This is a genomic window from Streptomyces pactum (assembly GCF_016031615.1).
Classification (GTDB): Bacteria; Actinomycetota; Actinomycetes; order Streptomycetales; family Streptomycetaceae; genus Streptomyces; species Streptomyces pactus.
In genome coordinates, this window is the sequence record NZ_JACYXC010000002.1 from 417,186 (window position 1) to 435,583 (window position 18,398).

Consider the following 18,398-nt stretch of genomic DNA (forward strand, 5'->3'; position numbering starts at 1 on the left):
ACAAAGACGGAGGAGCCCACATGAGGACGGTCGATCCGGCCAGACACCGCGCACGGCGCCGGCACATCGTCAACGCCGCGGCCGAACTCTTCGCGGCCAAGGGCTTCGAGCGCACCACCACGGCCGAGATCTGCAAAGCCGCCGGGATGAGCGCGGGGAACCTGTTCCACTACTTCCCCAACAAGCGGGCCATCTTCCACGCCGTCTTCGAGGACGACGAGCCGGAGGGCGCCACCAAGGCCGAGCGTCTTGCCGCCGCCCGCGCCGCCGCCGACCCGTGGGCCGCCCTCCTCGACACCGTGGACCTTCTCGCCGCTCCCGCCGCGGAGCCCCTGGTGCCCGCCCTCGTCATGGAGGCGATGGTGCAGGCCTACCGCGATCCCGAACTCGAAGCACTGCTGAGCCGGGACAACGACGAGGAACGAGCCACCGTGACCACCCTGCTGCGGAACGCCGCCGCCACCGGCCGGATCGACCCGGGCCTGGACCCGGACGCTGCCGCCGCGTGGGTCATGGCCCTCATCGCCGCGCTCTACACCAGCGCCGCCACCGACCCCTCCTTCCGACCGGCCGAACAGCTCCCCACGCTGCGCCTGATCCTCCACCGCTTCCTCCGGCCGGACACCGCCCCCGGTCCCGCGCGTTGATCACCGCGGACGCCGCCGGCGGAGGCCCGTGCCCCGCCCGGCCCGGGCGGGGCAGGGCAGCGACTGCGGTCGGCCGAGGCTGCCGGTCCCCAGCGGGCCGAGGCGCGCACCGACGCGCTGGGGTGTTCGGTGGCACCGCTGACGGCTCGGCCCATCATGGTGGCTGAGTGCATCAGCCTCGCGCCCGGTTGCCCGCGTCCGAGCCCGATGGTGAAGCGGTGCCTCGAACCGGGTGGGAGAGGAAGAGGGGGAATGAGCGTGGACGTCCGGACAGGCGGAGAGCTGTCCATCCGTGAGGCCGGCAGTGGAGATGTCGAGACAGCGGTGGCCGTGTTGTCCGCGGCGCGGGATGACCAGGTGGAGCAGGGGCTTCCCGCGTCGTGGCGGGTGATCCCACGAGCCGCTGTCGCCGCCGGCGTCGAGCGGGGTGAGACGTTTCTGGTCCGCTGGGGCGAGGAGGTGGTGGCGACGTTCGCCGTGGAGTGGGCGGATGTCGAGGTGTGGTCGGACACGGGCACGGAAGGGGCGGCCTACCTGCACCGCCTGGCCGTCCTCCCCGCCTGCCACGGCCGCGGCATCGGCGGTGCCTTGGTGGACTGGTCCCAGCGCCGAGCCGCCGAAAGAGGCCGTTCGCTGCTGCGTCTGGATGCCGTCGCCACCAACACCAGGCTGTGCCAGTGGTACGCACGTCTCGGCTTCGCGCAGCGAGGTGAGGTCACCCTGCCCGGATGGACGCGACCCAGCATGCGCTTCGAGAGAACCTCCCTCCACTCCCGCCCGAACGAGAAGCGCAGGACGACTGCCGTCGCTTCGCCCTGAGCGCAGCGGCATCGTGCCCCACGCGGTCGTGCGCGCCGGCCTCGCGTCCCCGCCCCCAGACGACCAGGTGCCGGCCCCGCCCACGGGGCCGGAGGCGGCCCGCACACGCCGCTCTCCCCGGCAGGGCGCCGCCGACCTCCCCGGCGTGGGCGACGCTGTCCGGTGAACCGGGCCGGGGACGGCGGCGGCCAGGCGCGCCGCCCCCGGCCGGGTCGGCGGCCTCAAGCGCCGGGCGCGCAACCGGCGCCGAAGCGGTCACCCAGGGCCGGCCCACCGCCCTCGCCCCGATCATCGACGGCCCCGAGACAGCCACCGCGCCCGGGAATGGGTCCCGCCGGCGTCCGGACACGGTGGAGCGGCGGTGCCGGGCAGGAATCCTCTGCCCGGCACCGCCGTTGACCCGGCCCCCACGTCGTAGCTGTCGCGCCTGCTCACTGCTGTTCTGTGTACGGGGTCGGCCACTTCCGGTCCGGCGACCACCGCAGCCGCATCCTCGCTGGGCACGGTGGATCTGCGCGCCGATCGACGCACGGCTGTGGGGCGAGGAGCGGAACCGACGACGGCACCGCCCACGAAATCCACTCCTCGAAACGGCGCGCGAACAAGGCGGCACGACAGGGCACGAGCCGAAAGCGAGGAGGCAAGTGGGATGGTCGAACCGTCGCCCGGCGGCGTGGGCGGCGGCACTTCGCCGTCCACCCCGGCCTCCCCGGTCCACCGGAAGGAAGACCAGCATGACGCAGCAGCAGTCACCGACCCAGAACGACCCGGCCGCCATGTATGACCGGTCCACCGAGCTGATCACGCGGGCCATGGGCGGCAGCATCCACCTGAGTTACTGGGACGACCCCGAGCGCGACGACACCTCCGTCACCGCCGCGTCCGAACGCATGACGGACCTGGTGGGCTCCCGCCTCGCCGCCCGCCCCGGCGGGTCCTTCCTCGACATCGGCTGCGGTGCGGGGCTGCCCGCCGTGTACATCAGCCGCGCCCACGACATCCGGGGTGTTCGCCCGGGACACCGGCATGCACTTCGACCGCTGGCGCACCCATGTGCGGCTGCATGCCGCACTTCCGCTGCTCACCAAGGGCCAACCCTTCCCGGGTCGCCCACACCGTGGGATACGCGACGCCGAGCGCCTTCCTGGCGGCGTTCCGGCGCACCGTCGGCACGTCGCCGGGGCGCTGCCTCAACGGCGACGCTGCGTTCGAGGCGTCCGCGGGAAGCGCTGCCGAGCCCGGCTCCGCCGCTCCGGCCCCCTCGCCCGGCGCGCCCGCCGGCCCGCCCTGAGACAGGGCCCCGGGCGTCCCGGCCCGTCACCCGTGCTCTTGGCTTCACCGAGGCACGTCCGGTGGGAGTGCTTGGCGGTCCCGGAGATGACATGCATCAACACCCGGCGGGCCGGCCGACCGTCCCCCGGCCTCGTACCACCGGCGTGCGGGGCCCGTCGCCCGCATCTTCCTGCCCCGGTCCGTCTCACGCGGCCCCGCCGAGCGGTCAGGCGCTCAGCCGTCGGCCGGTCAGGCGATCCACGCGCCGTCCCGGGCGAGCCCAGATCGACGGCCTCGCCCGTCACGCGGGGAGCTCGCGAGCCGGCGTCACCGCGGGCGCAGCGCCCTCTCTTCCACGATTTCCGCGTGGGCTCCGTTCTCGCCCATCACGTAGCAGCTGAAGCGGTCGAAGACCCAGATCCCCGGCACGTCCACCCGCTCGGGCGCCGACCGGACCAGCTCTTGGGCCACCGCTTCCTCCGCGCGCCCCAGAGTGATGTGAGGCGCGTACGCGGGGCCGGTGTAGCGGTACCCGTACCGCTCGAAGCTCTCCCGCTCGTCCTCCGTGAACCGCGAGACGTCCTTGGACGGGTCGAACGCCGGCCGGTCCAGATGCGGCGCCAGCACCGCCAGCGTCGACTGCTGAATCTTCTCCAGCAGCGGGGGTCGCTCCAGCGCGAGGAACACCCAGCCGGTGGGCTGGTACACGACGCCCCGCGATGCCAGGGCGATCCGCTCCGGCGCGTCCGCTCCGGCGACGATCCGGTCGAGCTCCGTGGCCGGGTCGAAGGAGTCGAGGAACGGCCCTTGGAACACCGTGACATGGGGCAGATTGCCGTCCGGGCTCAGCGGCGGGCGCAACTCGTGGCCGCCGCCCACCTCCCGCTGGAGGCGAATCGCGGCGGTGCGGTGTTCCGCGGTGGGCAGCAGGGCGATGCCGAGCCATCTCGTCACGGCTGAGCTCCGATCTTCGTGCAGTACGGCGTCGAGGTCGCGGCGCAGACAGGACACCGGGGCCTCCTCGCCCGACCAGGCCGCGAGGAAACCCGCGTCGAACGCGTCGCCACCGCGGCCCGGTCCACCGGACCGACAGCCACGGCGGCTTCGGCGACGACCGTGCCGTCCGGCGACGCCCGCAGCACACCCTCCGGCCCCAGGGTCAGGATCATATGACCGGCCAGGGAAGCGGCGTTACCGGCGGGCCGTGACCTCGGGACCGCCGGGCACTGCGTCCGGCCGCCGGCCGGCCTCGTCCGCGTTCATGAGGTTCAGCGACCCCCGCCCGAGGGAGGATCCCATGTCCCGGCCGTTCCACCCCACGGAGACGGAGCGACCGGTGTCCCGCCCGAGCGACACCGGCCGGGCCGGAGACGGCCGGGGCTCCCCGACGACGCGGACGTCGTCCGCGGTGACCGCGGCTCGCCGTACGGCTCATGCACCTGCGAAGGGATGCCGGCCTCACCGGGGAGGAACCGTCCGCCCGGTGCGGCCGGCATCCGAGTCCGTCCTGCGCTACCGCACAGCCGACCCCGCGGCGATGCGCGCGGGCAGCTGGTTCACCTCCTGGCCGTGATGCCGCTCGCCTCGGTCTGGCTCGGGACCATCCTCTTCACCGAGCAGCACACAGTCTGGCCGCTGGAGGCGTTCTACGCCCACGAGGACACCATGGCCTCGAAGCGGTACGCGGCTCCTGCGCCTCGGACAGCGAAGCCACGACCAGGGCAGCCTGCCGGCAACCGGAGCAGCGGTGGCCCTGGAGGCCCAGCTCCTCACGGACTTCGCGGCGGGCGCCGGCCCGTGGGGACTCCTCGCGTTCCACCGCTCCGCCGGGGATCTCCCAAGGCTCTCTGTAGGCCGGATCGACCAGCAACACTCTGCCCGCGGAGTCGAAGAACAGAACGCCGGCAGCCATCCGCTTCCGAGGCAACCTACGGTCGTACGCCGAGATACCCGCCCCGTGCACATCAACACCCGTCATACCGAGCGAGCCTAGACACCCGCGAGCGAGCCGGCTCATCCCTCAAACGTGTCCGGGCTGTGCCACTTGCCCTTACCTCTGTTGCAGCGCCTATTCAGGAGCGATCAGCCGCGATCACCGCACGTCACAGCGTTGAATGCCGGTCGAGCCCGGGACGCATTGATGTCCTCGCTCGTTCTGCTTGTCCTGCTGCTGCTCGCGCTGGTGGGCCTGAGGCCCGCCGCCGGCCTCACCTACCCGGTGCACTGGCACCCGCGGCTCGCAACGCCGCTTCACGCAGCGCGAAGCACTCCACCCCACCGCCCCCCGGCGGTCCGCCGCCCCTACAGGGCCCGCGGGTTGCCTCCTCGGCCACCGTGTGGCGCGCCGGCTCCATCGCTCTCCCCCCACGCAGCGGGATCGTCGCGCTGCACGCCACGAAACAGTCGCCGCAAGGGCGCATGGCCCCTTCTTGAAGTGCTCCTTCTGCATGGGGTTCCCCGCTGATGTCCAAGGCGCCGGCGCCATCATGGTGCTCATGAGGACATCAACAATCAGCCACTCATGGGACCGCATCGAGGCATGGCTCGAAGTGAACGCACCCCGGACATACTCTTCACTTCCACCCGGAGCTGGACGAGAAGCGATCCAAATGGCAGAGACCGTCCTGGGGCAAACTTTTCCGGGAGAACTGGCAGAGTTACTTCTCCGGCACGACGGCAGCGGGTACTTCGACGTTATCGGAGTGTTTCAGCTCCTAAGTGTCTCAGCGATCGTCTCGAACCGCCAAGCAGCGACGAATTTGGAGGTTGCAACTCAGCGGGAAGGCGACACTACGGGCTATTTCCTCCGCGAAGGCTACGCCCTCTGGCACCCCTCAGACCTGCCCTTCGCAAGCGACTCCGGCGGAAGCCTCCTGATCCTGGACACCCGGCCACAAGCCACCTCAAGCCGGGTGGGAAAGCACGATGAGCTCGGCCGCACCACATTCCCCGCTGACGCAATGTGGGAGTCCCTCAACCATCTGCTCGATGCCGTAGCCACAGCCATGGAGACCCGGACACCACTGGGACGGTACACAGCAACGGCCAAGGACGGCCGACTGACCTGGCAAGGCCAGGTCTGACTGTACCCGCCACTCGACAGGCCACCTCTTTTCGGTCCCTCGTCAGCCTGTCGGAGACGCCTCAGGCCGCCGCCCATGGGCGGTAGCCCGGCACCGGTCGCCGGATGGCTGCACGCCGGGTCGGCCCTTTTCCGCACGCCTGCCGTGTGGCTGCCCGGCTTCGCCCGGAGTTGTCGTGCGGGGCGGTTGTCAGCAGTTCCGCATTCCCTGCGTCCGCCGGCCGCGCGGTCGAGTCGTGGGAGGGGCGGCACCCGTTATGAGGCGCTTGTTGTGGATGTGTTGAGGAGGTCGGTTACGAGGCGGCGGGCGTAGGCGGTGTCGAGGCCGTCCGGGCGGAAAAGGATGCGGTACATCATGGGGGCGACGATGCGGTCCATGGCTGTTTCGACGTCGGGAGGGTTCTCCCCGCGGCGGACCGCACGGGCGAGGATGGTGTTGATCTGTTCGGCCGCGTAGGCCGAGCACTGGCCCGCGTTGCTGCCGTCCGGGTCGCCGAGCAGGGCGTCTCGGGTGTAGGCGCGGCCGGAGCCGGAGGCCATCTCGTCGAGGAACTGTTCGGCCCAGGCCGTGAGGTCGGACCGCAGGTCGCCATGGTCTTCCGGTTCGCCGTCGGGGCGCAGGCGTTCCACCGCGACGTCCGACAGCAGCTCGGTCAGGTCCCCCCAGCGGCGGTAGATCGTCGAGGGGGTGACGTCGGCGCGCTGGGCGACCATCGGGACCGTCAGTGCGTCGCGCCCCACCTCCGCCAGGAGTTCGCGCACGGCGGAGTGCACCGCGGCTTGGACCCGGGCGCTGCGCCCGCCGGGGCGCGTCATCTGCTTGCGGCTCATGGCACCAGTTTAAAGCGCAGGCTTTGCGTTTAGGAGCGCCCAGGCGGCACCGTGATCATCGCTGGTGGGTGTCGGCGCCGCCCTTGCCGCCGAGGTGGGCCGCGGGGTCCGTTGCCGCCGCCGTCCGCCCTCGTCCGCGATCGTCGCCCGTTGGTACCCGTCGGTGTGGTGCGGACGGGCTTGATCGTCACCGGTGCCGGGCGGCAGCGTTGGCGCCAGGTGCCGCTCGGGTAGGGCGGGGCCGGAAATCTCCCTGTCCGTCGCGGCGACGGGTGGGCCGGGCCGGGCGGCTCCGGTCCGGCCCACCCGTCGACCTCAGGCGGCCGGCGCGAGCGCCCGGGCGGGCCGGGTCCGCTCGTAGGCGTGGCCGGTCCGTAGCAGTGTCCGTTCGTCGAGCGGCCGGCCGATCAGCTGCATGCCGATGGGCAGGCCCGCCGTGTCATGGCCCGCGGGGACGGACAGGGCGGGCAGGCCGGTGATGTTGGCCGGGGCGGAGAGGCGGACGTAGGCGTCGGAGACGCTCTCGACCGTGCCGTCGGGCCAGGTGACGGACTCCTGGGCAGCGGGAACCGCGGTCATCGGGACCGTGGGGGCGGCGATCACGTCGACCTCCTGCAGGAGGCGGGTCCATGCGCCGCGTATCAGCGTCCGGGCGCGCTGGGCGCGCAGGTGGTCGCCCGCGCTCATCAGTTCGCCGGCTTCCAGGAGGATGCGCACATCGGCCTGGTAGAGCTCGGGGGCGGTGCGCAGGGTTCGCTCGTGGTAGGCGCTGGCCTCCGGCACCATCAGGCCCCACTGGGTGGCCTGGATGTAGCGGGTCATCGGGATGTCGACCTCGACGAGCCGGGTGCCCAGTGCCTCCAGCTGTGCGATGGCGTGGTGGACGGCGGCCGCGACCTGCGGGTCGATGTGGTCGAAGAAGTAGGTGCTCGGCACGCCGACGCGCACGCCGCTCAGGTCCGGCTCCCGTTCCGGCCGGTGGTCGACGGCAGGGATGTCCAGCGAGGCGGGGTCGCGCGGGTCGTGCCCGGCGAGGGCGGCCAGGACCAGGGCCGCGTCCTCGACGGTGCGGGTGATCGGCCCGACGTGGTCGAGCGACCAGGACAGCGGGGTGACGCCGTGGCGGGGCACCAGCCCGTAGGTGGGCTTGAGACCGACCACTCCGTTCAGTGCGGCGGGGACCCGGATCGACCCGCCGGTGTCGGTGCCGAGGGCGAAGGTCGCCGCCCCGGCGGCCACCGCGACGGCGGACCCACCGCTGGAGCCTCCGGCGACCCGGCCGCTGTGCCAGGCGTTGGCGGTCTGCGGGGTGGTCAGACCGTAGGCGAACTCGTGGGTGTGTGTCTTTCCGACCAGGACCGCGCCGGCCGCTCGCAGTCGGGCGGCGACCGTGCTGTCGGTGGTCGCGCGGTGGCCGGCGCGGACGCGGGAGCTGGCGGTGGTGGGCATTCCGGCGACGTCGATCAGGTCCTTGATGCCGACCGGGACACCATGTAGCGGTCCTCGGAACACTCCCCGGGCCGCTTCCCGCTCGGCGTCGCGCGCCGCGCTGCGGGCCTGCTCAGCTGCGACCGTGACGTATGCCCTGACCTGGGGATCCACCCGGCCGATGCGGTCGAGGACGGAGTCGACGAGCTCGACGGGGGACAGCCGCCGTTCCCGGATCTCGGTCGCGGCGGCGGCGAGGGTCAGCTCATGCGGATTCATCGCTTCTCCTCTCCCGCCCGGTAGGCGGCGGCGGGCGGGGTGTCCCCGAAGTCCAGCTCGCGCAGGACCGCGACGACGGCGTGGATGTGGTTGGCGGTGGCCGCGACCGCCAAGTGGCGGTCCTCGGGCAGTGGAAGTCCGGCCCGGGCGGCCCAGCGGGCGGCCTCGGGCGGCGTGAGTTCGGCGGAAGACACGGCGGATCCCTCATCTGGTCGGGACGGGGGCGGCGGGGCGCCCCACAGCAAAAGCTAAACATTTGCTTTAGCGTGACGGTAGGTCCTATCGTCCCTTAAAGCAAATCCATTGCTTTTACGGGAAGGGGTCCCATGCCCGGCGCCCTGAACTGCACAAAGGGGTTCCCATGTCCGGCGTCCTGTCCCGCACACCCGCGTACCGCCCACTCCAAGCCGGCCGTCCCTGCGGGACAGACCGTGCGGCGTCCTTCCTCCATGACAGCTCAATCCTGGAAGCCCTCCTGGTCGCGTCCAGCGCCCCCACACCGCCACACCCCCTCCACCAGCAGCGGTGGAGCCCATCCGCGCTTGCCGTCACCGTGGTCTTGCGCATACGCACCGGCACCGCTGCCGGCCCTGCTCACCACCGGAGCACTCTCCGACCACCTGGGACCACACCCCGTCCTGGCAGACACCCTGCTCGCGGAGGCTGCCTCCACGGTCCTCGCGGCCTCGGCGGACGGCACGGGCTCCCCGACGACAGCCCGCCCGGGGCAAGGAATGGTCACCGGAGCGACCACCAGCGCCGCGGACCAGGCCCTCCCCGACCTGGAAATCCCCCGGCGCCCGAGCCGCTCCGCCCTGACCAACACCCTCGCCGCGGCCACCGGCACGGCCGCGGGTGTCCTCGGCCCCACCCTCCTCCTTCACCCCGCCCCGACCCCCCACCGCCTACGCGCTGGCAGACCGCACTGTTCGCAGCTCAGGCGATCACGGTCTGCCTTCACCACAGAGACGGCCGCCGCACGCACCGGCGCACCGCGGTCGCTGCGCCCGCACCCCGGCCCCCCGCCTGCGGCGCGCCGCACCCTGCTGACCACCGGTACCACGGCCATGGCCAGCTGGACACCCGGAGGCTTCCCCCGTCCTTCCGCCCGGCCTGCACAGGCCTGGTGGCCCCCGACGCCCCACAAGCGGCCCGCGGCTGGTCTTCCTCACCCTCAGCACCACCGCCGCACTCACCGTGTCGGCACCGCACCGAACCCCTCACCACCGCGACCGGCGAACGCCCGGCCGCCCTGCGCACTGGCGCCCTGACCCTGGCCTGCACGGCGCCGGACCGCCCGCCGTCCACGGCGATGCGGCCCGGCCCGCGCAACCCTCAGCGCCATCCCCCAAGGAGCGCCGCGCCTGCTCCCCGCCCCACGCGGCGAGCGAAACCGCGCGGCGACCCCGGCCGCCCACCACATCCTGAGCCACCTCTCCATGAGCCTGTCCGCCATCACCGCAGGCGCGGCCACCCAGCGCCACGGGCCCGGGAACACCCTCCACACCTACGCGTCATCACCACCGTCCTCGCCGTCACCACCCTGACGGCGCCCACCCGCTCACGGCGCAGAAACAACCGCGGCCCACCCCACAACCGACCAACTCCCCTGAAGGGCAGCAGCCGCAGCCCACCCCCCACAACCGACCAGCTCCCCTGAAAAGCAAAGGAACGACAGCCATGCAGGCTCCCATCACCACCCCCTCCTGGACCGTGGGCGAGGTGACCGTCCACCGCATCGACGAGATCCCCCTGCCGCCCCAGACCGGGCCATGGCTGCTCCCCGACGCCACCCCCGGGGTGGTGGCCGGCCAGGACTGGCTGCACCCCCACTTCGCCGACGCCGACGGCGTGCTGCGCCTGAACAGCCACAGCTTCGCCCTCGTCATCGACGGGCTGCGCGTGCTCGTCGACACCGGCATCGGCAACGGGAAACAGCGGGCCAACCCGGCCTGGCACGACCTGCACACCGACTACCCGGAGCGCCTCACCGCGGCCGGATTCCCGCCGGAAGCCGTCGACCTGGTGGTCCTCACCCACCTGCACGCCGACCACGTCGGCTGGAACACCCGGCAGGTCGACGGCGCATGGATCCCCACCTTCCCCGCCGCCCGCTACCTCACCGCCCGCACCGAACGAGAGTTCTGGACCGGGTACGCCATGGACGAGGCGCGCCGACAGATGTTCCGCGACTCGGTGATCCCCATCGAGCGGGCCGGCCTGCTCGACCTGGTCGACGTCCCGGCCGACGGCACGCAGATCCTCCCCGGCCTGCGCCTGCTCCCGACTCCCGGCCACACTCCCGGCCATGTCGCCGTCGAACTGACCAGCCGGGGCGAGACGGCGCTGATCACCGGCGACTGCCTCCACCACCCGGTCCAGCTCGCCCACCCCGCCATCGGCGCCTGCGTCGACATCGACCCCCAGCAAGCCGAGGCCACCCGCCGCACGCTGCTCGCCTCCCTCGCCGGCACCGACACCCTCCTCCTCGGAACCCACTTCGCCCCGCCCACCGCCGGCCGGGTCGTCGCCCACGAAGACGCCTACCGACTGCTGCCCGTCCCCGCGGCCTGACCGGGGCCCCGGTTCCTGGGGGAAGCGGCGGGCGTCGAACCACGACTCCCGGCGCGGCCGGAGCGCTACGCCGACGGCCGGCCCGTCTCCTCAGCTCGGCCCCTGTGCGCATGCACCAGGTGCGGGGCCCGCCGTCGCCGGACGGGATGCCGGTCGTGCCCCGGGAACCGAGCCCCCCGTCGAACCGCACGCCGGCCTCACTGGACGCCTCCAGGAACGCGGGACACCCGCCGCGTTCGGCCTCCCCGATACGGGAGCAGCCGCTCCGGGGGACGGAGCCGGTCCGGTCACTGCCCGGCTGCGCCCCGCCATGCGCACCGCCATGCCCATCCGCACCGTCCATGAAGGCGGCACATCGCCTTCGCCTCCTCGACCTGCCACAGTGCCGAGCCGGTGTTGCCGATCGGGAAGAACAACTCGGGGTTTTCGTCCTTACACACCGCGCGGGCCCGCCAGTCGGTGTTGAGCGGCAGATCGGCGGAGGGCGTAGCTGCCCCGGGACCTGTTGGCGGAGCACCTCAGCTGCACGTCGTGACGAACTGTGGGGGTTATGGGCGCAAACAGCGTGAGCCTGTCGGGGAGGCGTTCGGGTCACGGGGCTTCAGCCGGTCGCTTCACCGGCCGGCTGTCCGCTGCGTGCGGTCGTATGTCATAGTCCGATGAGTTTCAGGGGTGACCGGCGGCCGAGCCGACAGCCGGGGAGCGGAGCGGGACCGATGCTGGGAGTGGCGAATCTGCCCACCTACGCGCTGGGCACTCTGCTGATCATTCTGCTGCCCGGGCCGAGCTCGCTGTACACGCTGTCGGTGGCAGTTCGGCGTGGGGTACGGACGGGCTATCGAGCGGCGGCGGGCGTCTTCCTCGGCGAGATGCTCCTCATGCTGTTGACGGCGGCGGGCGTCGCGTCGTTGCTGAGGGCGAATCCGGTGGCGTTCGCCGTGGTGAAGTACGCGGGGGCCGGCTACCTCGGGTGGATCGCCGTCGGCATGCTCCGGGCGGCGTGGCGGACGTGGCGAACGCGCGGCGAGTCGCCCTCGGCCGCTGCGCGGTCCGAAGGTGAGGGAACCGGCGTTGAGCACCCGTTCCGCAGGTCGGTGCTGATCACGCTACTGAACCCCAAGGCCATCTTGTTCTTCATCTCGTTCTTCGCCCAGTTCGTGGACCCGGCCTATCCGCACCCGATGCTGTCCTTCGGACTACTCGCGCTGGTCTATCAGGCGATGAGTGTCTGTTACATCACGGCCTTGATCTTCGGCGGCACCTATCTGTCCGCCCGGTTCAGCCGCCGCAGGCGGCTGTCCTCGGGACTCACCGCGGGAGCCGGCGCGCTGTTCCTCGGTTTCGCCGCGAAACTCGCCACGGCCGGAAGCTGACGATCTGCTGTAGGAGTGCCTGGGACCCCGCCTCGGCTCCTGCCGACTGAGCCGGGCAGCCGCTGGTCAGCCGTGCTGGTGCACCGTTGTGCAGCCTCCTGTCCACTGGCTGTCTTGCTGCTGGGTAGCGTCGAGTCGGATCGTAGGCTCGCCCACGGTCGTGCCGGTGCGCGCATAGCAGTGCCTGCTCACTGAGCGGCTCATCGAGCCGCGTCGCAAGCCATCCGGACCACAGCGCGTGATAGACGGCCGGCAGTACCTGCAACGGATCACCCACCGACGCTGCTGCGTCGCCCAACGGCCGGGGGCGACGAACGCTTGGGCCAGCGCGGCCCGCAGCCCGGGCCGGCCCTGGCTCCGGGGGTGGCGGTAGTCCGGCCACTTCCCGGTGCGCCAAGCACCGGAGGCGCAGCCGCGGCCGCATGGGCGGGGTTACTTCTGGTCACTCTCACGTTGGCGATGAGCGCGGCGGCGGTGCCCAGCTGTGGTGTGAGGAGCCGTCGCAGTGGGGTCCGGCCCGACTGCGGAACGAGCAATGGTCAAGAGTTGTGGATGGGGCCTTCCGGTGCGGTGATCTCGGAGTCCGCGAGCCGGGCATCATCGCGCACCCGTGGGTCGGGGTGGTGGAGGAACGGCTCGATCAGCGGCCGGGCCCGCGGATCGTGGGTGGCGCCGAGGACGTAGAGGGCGTATTCGAGGAGCTCGTATTCCATCGTCGGCATGGCGGTCGCCAGCGGTTCGAGGAGGGCCAAGGGCAGGCGGTGGTGGTTGAAGGCCTCGCTGATCGAGTTCAGGGCGGACTCGCGGACCTTGGTTTCCGGTTCGTTGACGGCCAGGCTGACCAGGCGCCCGACAACCAGGCAGGCGGTGTCCGTGTCGAGCGCGGTGCCGCGCAGGAGATCCCCGAGGACTGCAGCGGCAACGTCCCGACGGTTCGGATCGCGGTCGGTCAACGCGTCAAGCGCTGCGAACATGTCCTTCACGCCTCCACCTCGGACCGCTCGACCAGGATACCGTTCTCGAAGCGTGCACCGGCGCGGACCAGGGGGACCAGGTGGGCTCCGTGCCAGGGCGGACTCGACCAGTTCGAACGCCATCGCGAGCGCGGCCGCCGGCCTGCCGGCGCCTCGGGTGACCTTGGTGCGGAGCTGACTGTGGAGAAGGGCGACTCAGATCTCCGCTAACCCCCACGTGTGGTTCACCGCGCCCTGCTCGGCCGCAGCCACCGAGTCAGTACAGCGTCAGCCTGTGGTCGGTGAGCGCGGAGGCTCCGGCGGCGGTGTGCTCGCCCCCGGCGAGCAGTAGCGTGCGCGCCGCCTGGTAGTGGCAGCCGGCCGCGTCGAACGCCCTCGCGGTGGCGAACAGCCGCGGCAGGTCACCGTCGATCAGCGCTTCTGCCCGGTCCACCTGGGACTGCCCCTCGCTTCATGGCCTGCCGACGTCTCACCCAACAGAGACGCCGGCCTCGCGGCGTTGCGGCTGTTTCCATGCCGGTCCGAGCGTGCCGCTCAGGGGGCCGGGGACATGCCATTGAGCAGGCCGGTCCCGAGGGGAGTGACACTGTGATGGACAGCGCTGCCGTGACGGATCGTGGTAATCAGCCCGGCGCGGCGCAGCACGGTGGCGTGCTCGCTGGCACTGGCCAGGGAGACATTCAGGCGCTGGGCGAGCTGGCTGGTGGTGCACGGAACTTGGCCGATGGCGTCCAGGGCGCGGGCGCGGGTGCGGCCCAGCAGCGCCTCCAACTCCTTGAGTGTGCCGTTCTGCGTGGTGGTGAGCACCCCGGCTGCATCACCGGTGGTGCGCAGTACGGGCACGAACAGGACCGCCGGCTCCTGGCCGTCGGGGCTGAAGAAGACGGTCGGCCGGCTTTGGTAGAACACCGACGGCACCAACACCAGGCCCCGCCCACCGAGATGAAATTCGTAGACCGTGGCACCGCGCCCTATCTCCAGGATGGGCGAGCGCCAGCGGAAACCCGGTGGCAGCCGGGCCAGCATCGCCTCCACCCCCTGCTCGGCGTAGACACGCGCACGACCGGCCTGCTCCTGCTGTAAGCGGGTTCGCATCCCCGACCAATACGGGGCCACCGCCACCCGGTAATACCCGTCCAGGAAGTCCACCAGCGCCTCCCGGTCGCCCCGGTCATGCGCCGGATCCCCCCAAGCCAGGCCCGCCCACCGGTCACTGCGCTTGGTGTAGTGCTCACGCAGCTCCCTTGCCCCCGCGAACTCCTGCCGCATCAGATCCGAACCAGCGTTACGCAACGCCTCCAGACCCTCCTCCCAGGAGGCGGCAGGGCCGGTCACGGTGAACAGGTCCACGAATCCACCCTGGAACAGCGCCGCGGCCGGGTGTGTGATCAGTTGCTGTGCCTGCCGTACCCGCTGACGCCACCCGCCGAACACCGCAGGCCCCGCGGGGTGCTGCAAGGTGGTCAGACTGAGGAACGTTTCGCCCAGCGGCCCCCAGGTGTCTATCACCCGGGTCCTAGCCAGATCCTCCCGGCCGAAGTGGACACGAAGCACCGACCAACACCTCCATGCACATAACCCACAGGAGACCGACCCTCCCGCCCCGCACACGGCATGTCCAGATCCTTTTACGTCAGGCACTTCGGCATAGGCCGAAAGGAGTGGCCGGTGAAAGGGGCAGCCTTCAGAATCATCTTGGCGGCGCGGCAAAGAGCCCGCTCCGGAAAAGCTGGAAAGTGCTTACTGTCCGGCAGCGAAACAGGTTGACGAACAACACCGCGCCCCCTGGAATCGGTAATGCAAGCCTGGGGAATGAGTAACCCCGACTTCGGCGCATTGCCCCACGTCTCTCTTGAGGAGCATCATGCGTATTCGTACATGGCTCGCCGGTGTCATGATGGGAGCCGCGTTGGTGGCCGGTGGTTCGGCCGCCACCGCGCAGGCGGAACCCACCGCTGCGGGAGAGTCTGCGAAGGAGGCGAGCGCCCTGGCCCTCTACTGGACGGACAGCGGCGAACGCTTCAACCGGCTCGACCCGTGCAACACCCGCGGCTCGTGGTACTGGGACAACTACTCGAACGTCTACAGCTGGGACTGCCGGTGGAACGCCACAAACCGGAACTACCAGTTGTGGCTCCAGAAGGGCTGAGCCCTACAGTACATCCCGCATCGAGCCTCGCCGGATAACCGCTTCGTCACCCCGAGGGTGTGGTCCGGATCCAGAACTCACCTGGCGCGTGTCTCTGTGATGGGTTGATCAGTTGATCGGATATGCCTGTCCGATTAGTGATCACTGATGTGATGTGGGACCGGATCGAGCCGCTGATGGCGGCCGATCCGGTCCGTGGGCGTCGGTGGGCCGACCATCGCCGCACCCTGCCATCGCGTGGAAGTACCGCACAAACTCGCCCTGGCGGGGCCTGCCCCATGAGTTCGAATCGTTCCAGACCGCCCACAAACGGCTGAGCGGACGGATGTGAGGTCCCGGGAAGCTCGTACGCTGTCGAGCTCAGGCGACATCACCGAGCAGTGCAGGAGAAGACGGCAGAGCACCGCTCACCTGAGGCACCGAGCCTGCACGACCTCCCGAACCGGGGAGACCGACGTCGGGGGACAGCACGGGGCTGATCGTTTGGTTGCCGGAGCGGGCGTCAACCCTTGTGCGGAGCCTCCCCGGGATCGGGCCGGGCACGTCCCGCGTAGAGCCGTCCAGGCGGGGGTAACCTGGCGCGCCTGACGCAGAGCGACACCCCGTGAGAAGATCACCCCTGGTCGCCGTGACGGAACTCAGGCCGCCGCGGCGCGGAAGGTGCTGGGGCTCAGACCCTTGTGGCGTTTGAACGCGGCGCTGAAGCCGAAAGCGTCGGCATAGCCGACGGACCTTCCGATCTCGGCGACGCTGAGGTCGGTGTCGGTCAGAAGCGCCTCGGCCTCGTCCATGCGGCATTCCGTGAGGTAGGCGAGGGGTGGACGGCCCATCAGCTTGGTGAAGCGCTTGGCGAACAGTGCCCGGGAGACGCCGGCTCGAGCGGCCAGCGACGCCACCGTCCAAGCCTGGGCGGGCCGGTCGTGGAAGGCCTGCAGTGCGGGGGCGAGGACCGGGTCGGCGAGCCCCCGGTACCAGCTGGGCGCGTCGGCACCGGCCTGGTCGAACCAGCTGCGCAGCGTGCACACCAGGGCCCAGTCGAGGAGCCGGTCCATCAGCGCCTGCGAACCGGCCGAGAGACGGGCGGCGTCGGCGGCGGCCGTCTCCAGCCAAGCGCAGACCTCGACGTCCTCCTTCATCACCAGGACGGGTGGCAGGGTACGCAGGAGCCGTTCGTGGCGGTGGCCCGAGGCGCGGTAGGCGCCCACGATCAGCGCGGTCGCCTCCTTCGAGTCGGTGCCCCAGTGGATACCGGCGAGTTCCTGGGCGGTGCACTCGGTGTCCTTGGTGAAGCAGGCGATCTCGTACGCGGCGTGGGAGCTGTGGACAGTGGTGGGACGGTCGGCGAGATGGAACGGTGCGGGGCCGCGCACGATGGCCGTGTGGCCCACGCCGACCGCTCGCTCGGTGCCGTCGGGCAGCAGCAGGGTGCCCCCGCCGCGCAGCACGCTGATCATGGTGAGCGGTCCGCCGTCAGCGAAGCGGATGGTCCAGGGCGCCGTCAGGACGGCGCGGCTGACGACCGAGCCCTCGGCCCGGAAGCCACTCAGTAGCGAGCTCAATGGATCCACGGGACGCATCGTAGACGATCTCCTATGTTCCGGAGCGTTTCTCCCATGGATCATCTACGTCACCGCGGCTGTACTGGATTCATCAATCGACCGAGACCAGCCGGGAGACACCGTGACACAGCACGACAGCCATGCCAGGACAGCCCTCGTGGTGGTCGCGCACCACCGCACCGATTCCCTCACCGCGCACACGGCCCGCCGTGCTGCCGCCCGACTCGAAGCCGCCGGATACCGCATCGACCTGCTCGACCTGCACGCCGAAGGGTTCGACCCGCGGATGAACATGTCGGACCAGCCGGACTGGGGCAACAGGGAAAAGGTGTATTCGGACGAAGCGCACGCCCATATGCGGCGCATCCTCGACGCGGATGTCGTCGTCGCCGTCTTCCCGGTGTACTGGCAGAGCGTGCCCGCCATCCTCAAGGGCTGGATCGACCGCGTATGGAACTACGGGTTTGCCTACGGCCGCAGCAAGCCCCGCCTCGCGGGCAAGCGCATGCTGTGGCTGGGCCTCGCTGGCGCCACTGCCGACGATCCCATCGTGGAAGGGATGCAAACCGTCCTCGAAACCAATCTGAGCGAAGGCATCGCCTACTACTGCGGCTTCTCCCATTCCACCGTCGGCCTGCTCACCGACGCTGAGGAGCGCCCGCAGCGCGTCGACGCCGAAGGAAACCTCCTGGTCGGCGAAGCGGTCTCGGGTGCTGAGCGAGAGACGCAGTACGCCGATCTCGACCGGCGTGCAGGAGAGTTCGTGCAAAGGTTCCTCGCCGAGGGACTTGCGGCGGCCTGATGGCCTGAGACATACGTGGCCGTGGACGGCCTGTGGTCGCCGAACGCCAGAAGTGGAGCTGGTGCTCAGGGCTGTGGCCCTTCTGATCACTCGGAGCGTGTCGGTGGCGCGGGGTGTGGGGTGGTACGGCGGCTTCTTGCGGTGGACGAGGAGGGGACCCCGTCGCGGTTGCACGGGCGGATCGCGGCGGAGCCGGCGAGGGTGTCGAAGCGGACGGCGTGGCGGTGGCTGGCCGATGGGCGCCGGGGGCTTGTCGAGCCACGGCCGCGGCAGGACGCGACGGGTTTTCACTGAGTGGCGCCTTGTGGGACGTCCTTGCTCAGATCGGCGGGAACGTTGAGGAGTTGCGCCGCAGGATGCTCCGGGCCCGGGAAGAAGAGGAGCTGGAGTGGTGGGGTGCGCAGTGTGTCCCTTCGCTGGCGACCTTGCACCGGGTGATCAAGCGGGATCCGGGGGCGGGCCGGGTTCTTGAAGTGGCCCGCCCGGCAGGCGCCCGGGTGGGGTTGGAGCCCAGCCGGCATGACCGGGCGCCGGCGGATTCTGTCCCGGAGGGTGGTGCCGCGGATGCGGGCGCGCGGGGCGGTGGTGTGGGGTTGTACGTGCGGGGGG

16 protein-coding genes and 4 pseudogenes are annotated in these 18,398 nt (G+C 70.9%); 9 read left to right on the plus strand and 11 right to left on the minus strand.

The window, feature by feature from the left end; all coding sequences use genetic code 11:
* The first annotated feature begins 20 nt into the window (after window positions 1-20).
* The 3 genes and pseudogenes from IHE55_RS30050 to IHE55_RS32060 all read left to right on the plus strand — a co-directional run.
* Window positions 21-647 (plus strand): TetR/AcrR family transcriptional regulator, encoded by a 627-nt coding sequence (locus IHE55_RS30050; protein WP_197992557.1) that lies wholly within the window; start codon window positions 21-23, stop codon window positions 645-647.
* A gap of 357 nt (window positions 648-1,004) precedes the next feature.
* Complete coding sequence (locus IHE55_RS30055) at window positions 1,005-1,466, plus strand: GNAT family N-acetyltransferase (RefSeq protein ID WP_197992558.1); 462 nt, start codon at window positions 1,005-1,007, stop codon at window positions 1,464-1,466.
* A 1,008-nt stretch (window positions 1,467-2,474) separates the two neighbouring features.
* Window positions 2,475-2,757, plus strand: a pseudogene (locus IHE55_RS32060) (helix-turn-helix domain-containing protein); the annotation flags it as partial.
* 308 nt (window positions 2,758-3,065) lie between these two features.
* Here the strand turns inward: IHE55_RS32060 and IHE55_RS30060 are convergent.
* The gene (locus tag IHE55_RS30060) at window positions 3,066-3,692 is read right to left on the minus strand and encodes a hypothetical protein (RefSeq protein WP_197992559.1); all 627 of its coding nucleotides are present in this window, start codon (window positions 3,690-3,692) and stop codon (window positions 3,066-3,068) included.
* Window positions 3,693-4,347: 655 nt separating this feature from the next.
* Window positions 4,348-4,755 carry an NUDIX domain-containing protein gene (locus IHE55_RS30070; protein WP_307826953.1) on the minus strand — a complete coding sequence of 136 codons (408 nt, stop codon included), beginning with the start codon at window positions 4,753-4,755 and terminating at the stop codon, window positions 4,348-4,350.
* 478 nt (window positions 4,756-5,233) lie between these two features.
* On the opposite strand from IHE55_RS30070, the gene IHE55_RS30075 reads away from it, so the two are divergent.
* The gene (locus IHE55_RS30075; RefSeq protein WP_269671627.1) at window positions 5,234-5,821 is read left to right on the plus strand and encodes an SMI1/KNR4 family protein; all 588 of its coding nucleotides are present in this window, start codon (window positions 5,234-5,236) and stop codon (window positions 5,819-5,821) included.
* A 254-nt stretch (window positions 5,822-6,075) separates the two neighbouring features.
* Here the strand turns inward: IHE55_RS30075 and IHE55_RS30080 are convergent, their stop codons facing one another.
* From IHE55_RS30080 to IHE55_RS30090, 3 genes are all read right to left on the minus strand, one after another.
* Window positions 6,076-6,651 carry a TetR/AcrR family transcriptional regulator gene (locus tag IHE55_RS30080; RefSeq protein ID WP_197992562.1) on the minus strand — a complete coding sequence of 192 codons (576 nt, stop codon included), beginning with the start codon at window positions 6,649-6,651 and terminating at the stop codon, window positions 6,076-6,078.
* A gap of 315 nt (window positions 6,652-6,966) precedes the next feature.
* Window positions 6,967-8,358 (minus strand): amidase, encoded by a 1,392-nt coding sequence (locus IHE55_RS30085; RefSeq protein WP_197992563.1) that lies wholly within the window; start codon window positions 8,356-8,358, stop codon window positions 6,967-6,969.
* Entirely contained in the window at window positions 8,355-8,552 is a 198-nt protein-coding gene (locus IHE55_RS30090; RefSeq protein ID WP_197992564.1) for a hypothetical protein, read from the minus strand. Before IHE55_RS30090 ends, IHE55_RS30085 begins: the two co-directional genes overlap by 4 nt.
* A 1,486-nt stretch (window positions 8,553-10,038) precedes the next feature.
* On the opposite strand from IHE55_RS30090, the gene IHE55_RS30095 reads away from it, so the two are divergent.
* Window positions 10,039-10,932, plus strand: coding sequence for an MBL fold metallo-hydrolase (locus IHE55_RS30095; protein ID WP_197992565.1), 894 nt, complete (start codon window positions 10,039-10,041; stop codon window positions 10,930-10,932).
* A gap of 290 nt (window positions 10,933-11,222) precedes the next feature.
* On the opposite strand, the pseudogene IHE55_RS30100 reads toward IHE55_RS30095, so the two are convergent.
* Window positions 11,223-11,405: pseudogene (locus tag IHE55_RS30100) on the minus strand (WhiB family transcriptional regulator); the annotation flags it as partial.
* A gap of 243 nt (window positions 11,406-11,648) precedes the next feature.
* On the opposite strand from IHE55_RS30100, the gene leuE reads away from it, so the two are divergent.
* Window positions 11,649-12,305, plus strand: a complete 657-nt coding sequence (leuE, locus tag IHE55_RS30105; RefSeq protein WP_197992566.1) for a leucine efflux protein LeuE — start codon at window positions 11,649-11,651, stop codon at window positions 12,303-12,305.
* Window positions 12,306-12,844: 539 nt separating this feature from the next.
* Here the strand turns inward: leuE and IHE55_RS30110 are convergent.
* The 4 genes and pseudogenes from IHE55_RS30110 to IHE55_RS32905 all read right to left on the minus strand — a co-directional run bounded on the left by IHE55_RS30110 (window position 12,845) and on the right by IHE55_RS32905 (window position 14,788).
* Window positions 12,845-13,279, minus strand: a complete 435-nt coding sequence (locus IHE55_RS30110) for a HEAT repeat domain-containing protein (RefSeq protein WP_232267057.1) — start codon at window positions 13,277-13,279, stop codon at window positions 12,845-12,847.
* A 5-nt stretch (window positions 13,280-13,284) separates the two neighbouring features.
* A pseudogene (locus tag IHE55_RS33500) lies at window positions 13,285-13,456 on the minus strand (IS256 family transposase); the annotation flags it as partial.
* A 79-nt stretch (window positions 13,457-13,535) separates the two neighbouring features.
* Complete coding sequence (locus IHE55_RS30115) at window positions 13,536-13,712, minus strand: hypothetical protein (RefSeq protein WP_232266990.1); 177 nt, start codon at window positions 13,710-13,712, stop codon at window positions 13,536-13,538.
* A 101-nt stretch (window positions 13,713-13,813) separates the two neighbouring features.
* On the minus strand, window positions 13,814-14,788 hold the full coding sequence (locus IHE55_RS32905; RefSeq protein WP_197992568.1) for an ArsR/SmtB family transcription factor: 975 nt from the start codon (window positions 14,786-14,788) through the stop codon (window positions 13,814-13,816).
* Between the two features lie 355 nt (window positions 14,789-15,143).
* Here IHE55_RS32905 and IHE55_RS30125 point away from each other — a divergent pair, with 355 nt between their 5' ends.
* The gene (locus tag IHE55_RS30125; protein WP_197992569.1) at window positions 15,144-15,428 is read left to right on the plus strand and encodes a hypothetical protein; all 285 of its coding nucleotides are present in this window, start codon (window positions 15,144-15,146) and stop codon (window positions 15,426-15,428) included.
* A 122-nt stretch (window positions 15,429-15,550) separates the two neighbouring features.
* Window positions 15,551-15,744, plus strand: a pseudogene (locus IHE55_RS30130) (transposase); the annotation flags it as partial.
* Window positions 15,745-16,066: 322 nt separating this feature from the next.
* On the opposite strand, the gene IHE55_RS30135 reads toward IHE55_RS30130, so the two are convergent.
* A complete protein-coding gene (locus tag IHE55_RS30135; protein WP_443742630.1) occupies window positions 16,067-16,996 on the minus strand; it encodes an AraC family transcriptional regulator in 930 nt (309 codons plus the stop codon).
* A gap of 112 nt (window positions 16,997-17,108) precedes the next feature.
* Here IHE55_RS30135 and IHE55_RS30140 point away from each other — a divergent pair, with 112 nt between their 5' ends.
* Window positions 17,109-17,789: an NAD(P)H oxidoreductase gene (locus IHE55_RS30140; protein ID WP_197992571.1), complete on the plus strand. Its 681-nt coding sequence runs from the start codon at window positions 17,109-17,111 to the stop codon at window positions 17,787-17,789.
* The last annotated feature ends 609 nt before the right edge of the window (window positions 17,790-18,398 follow it).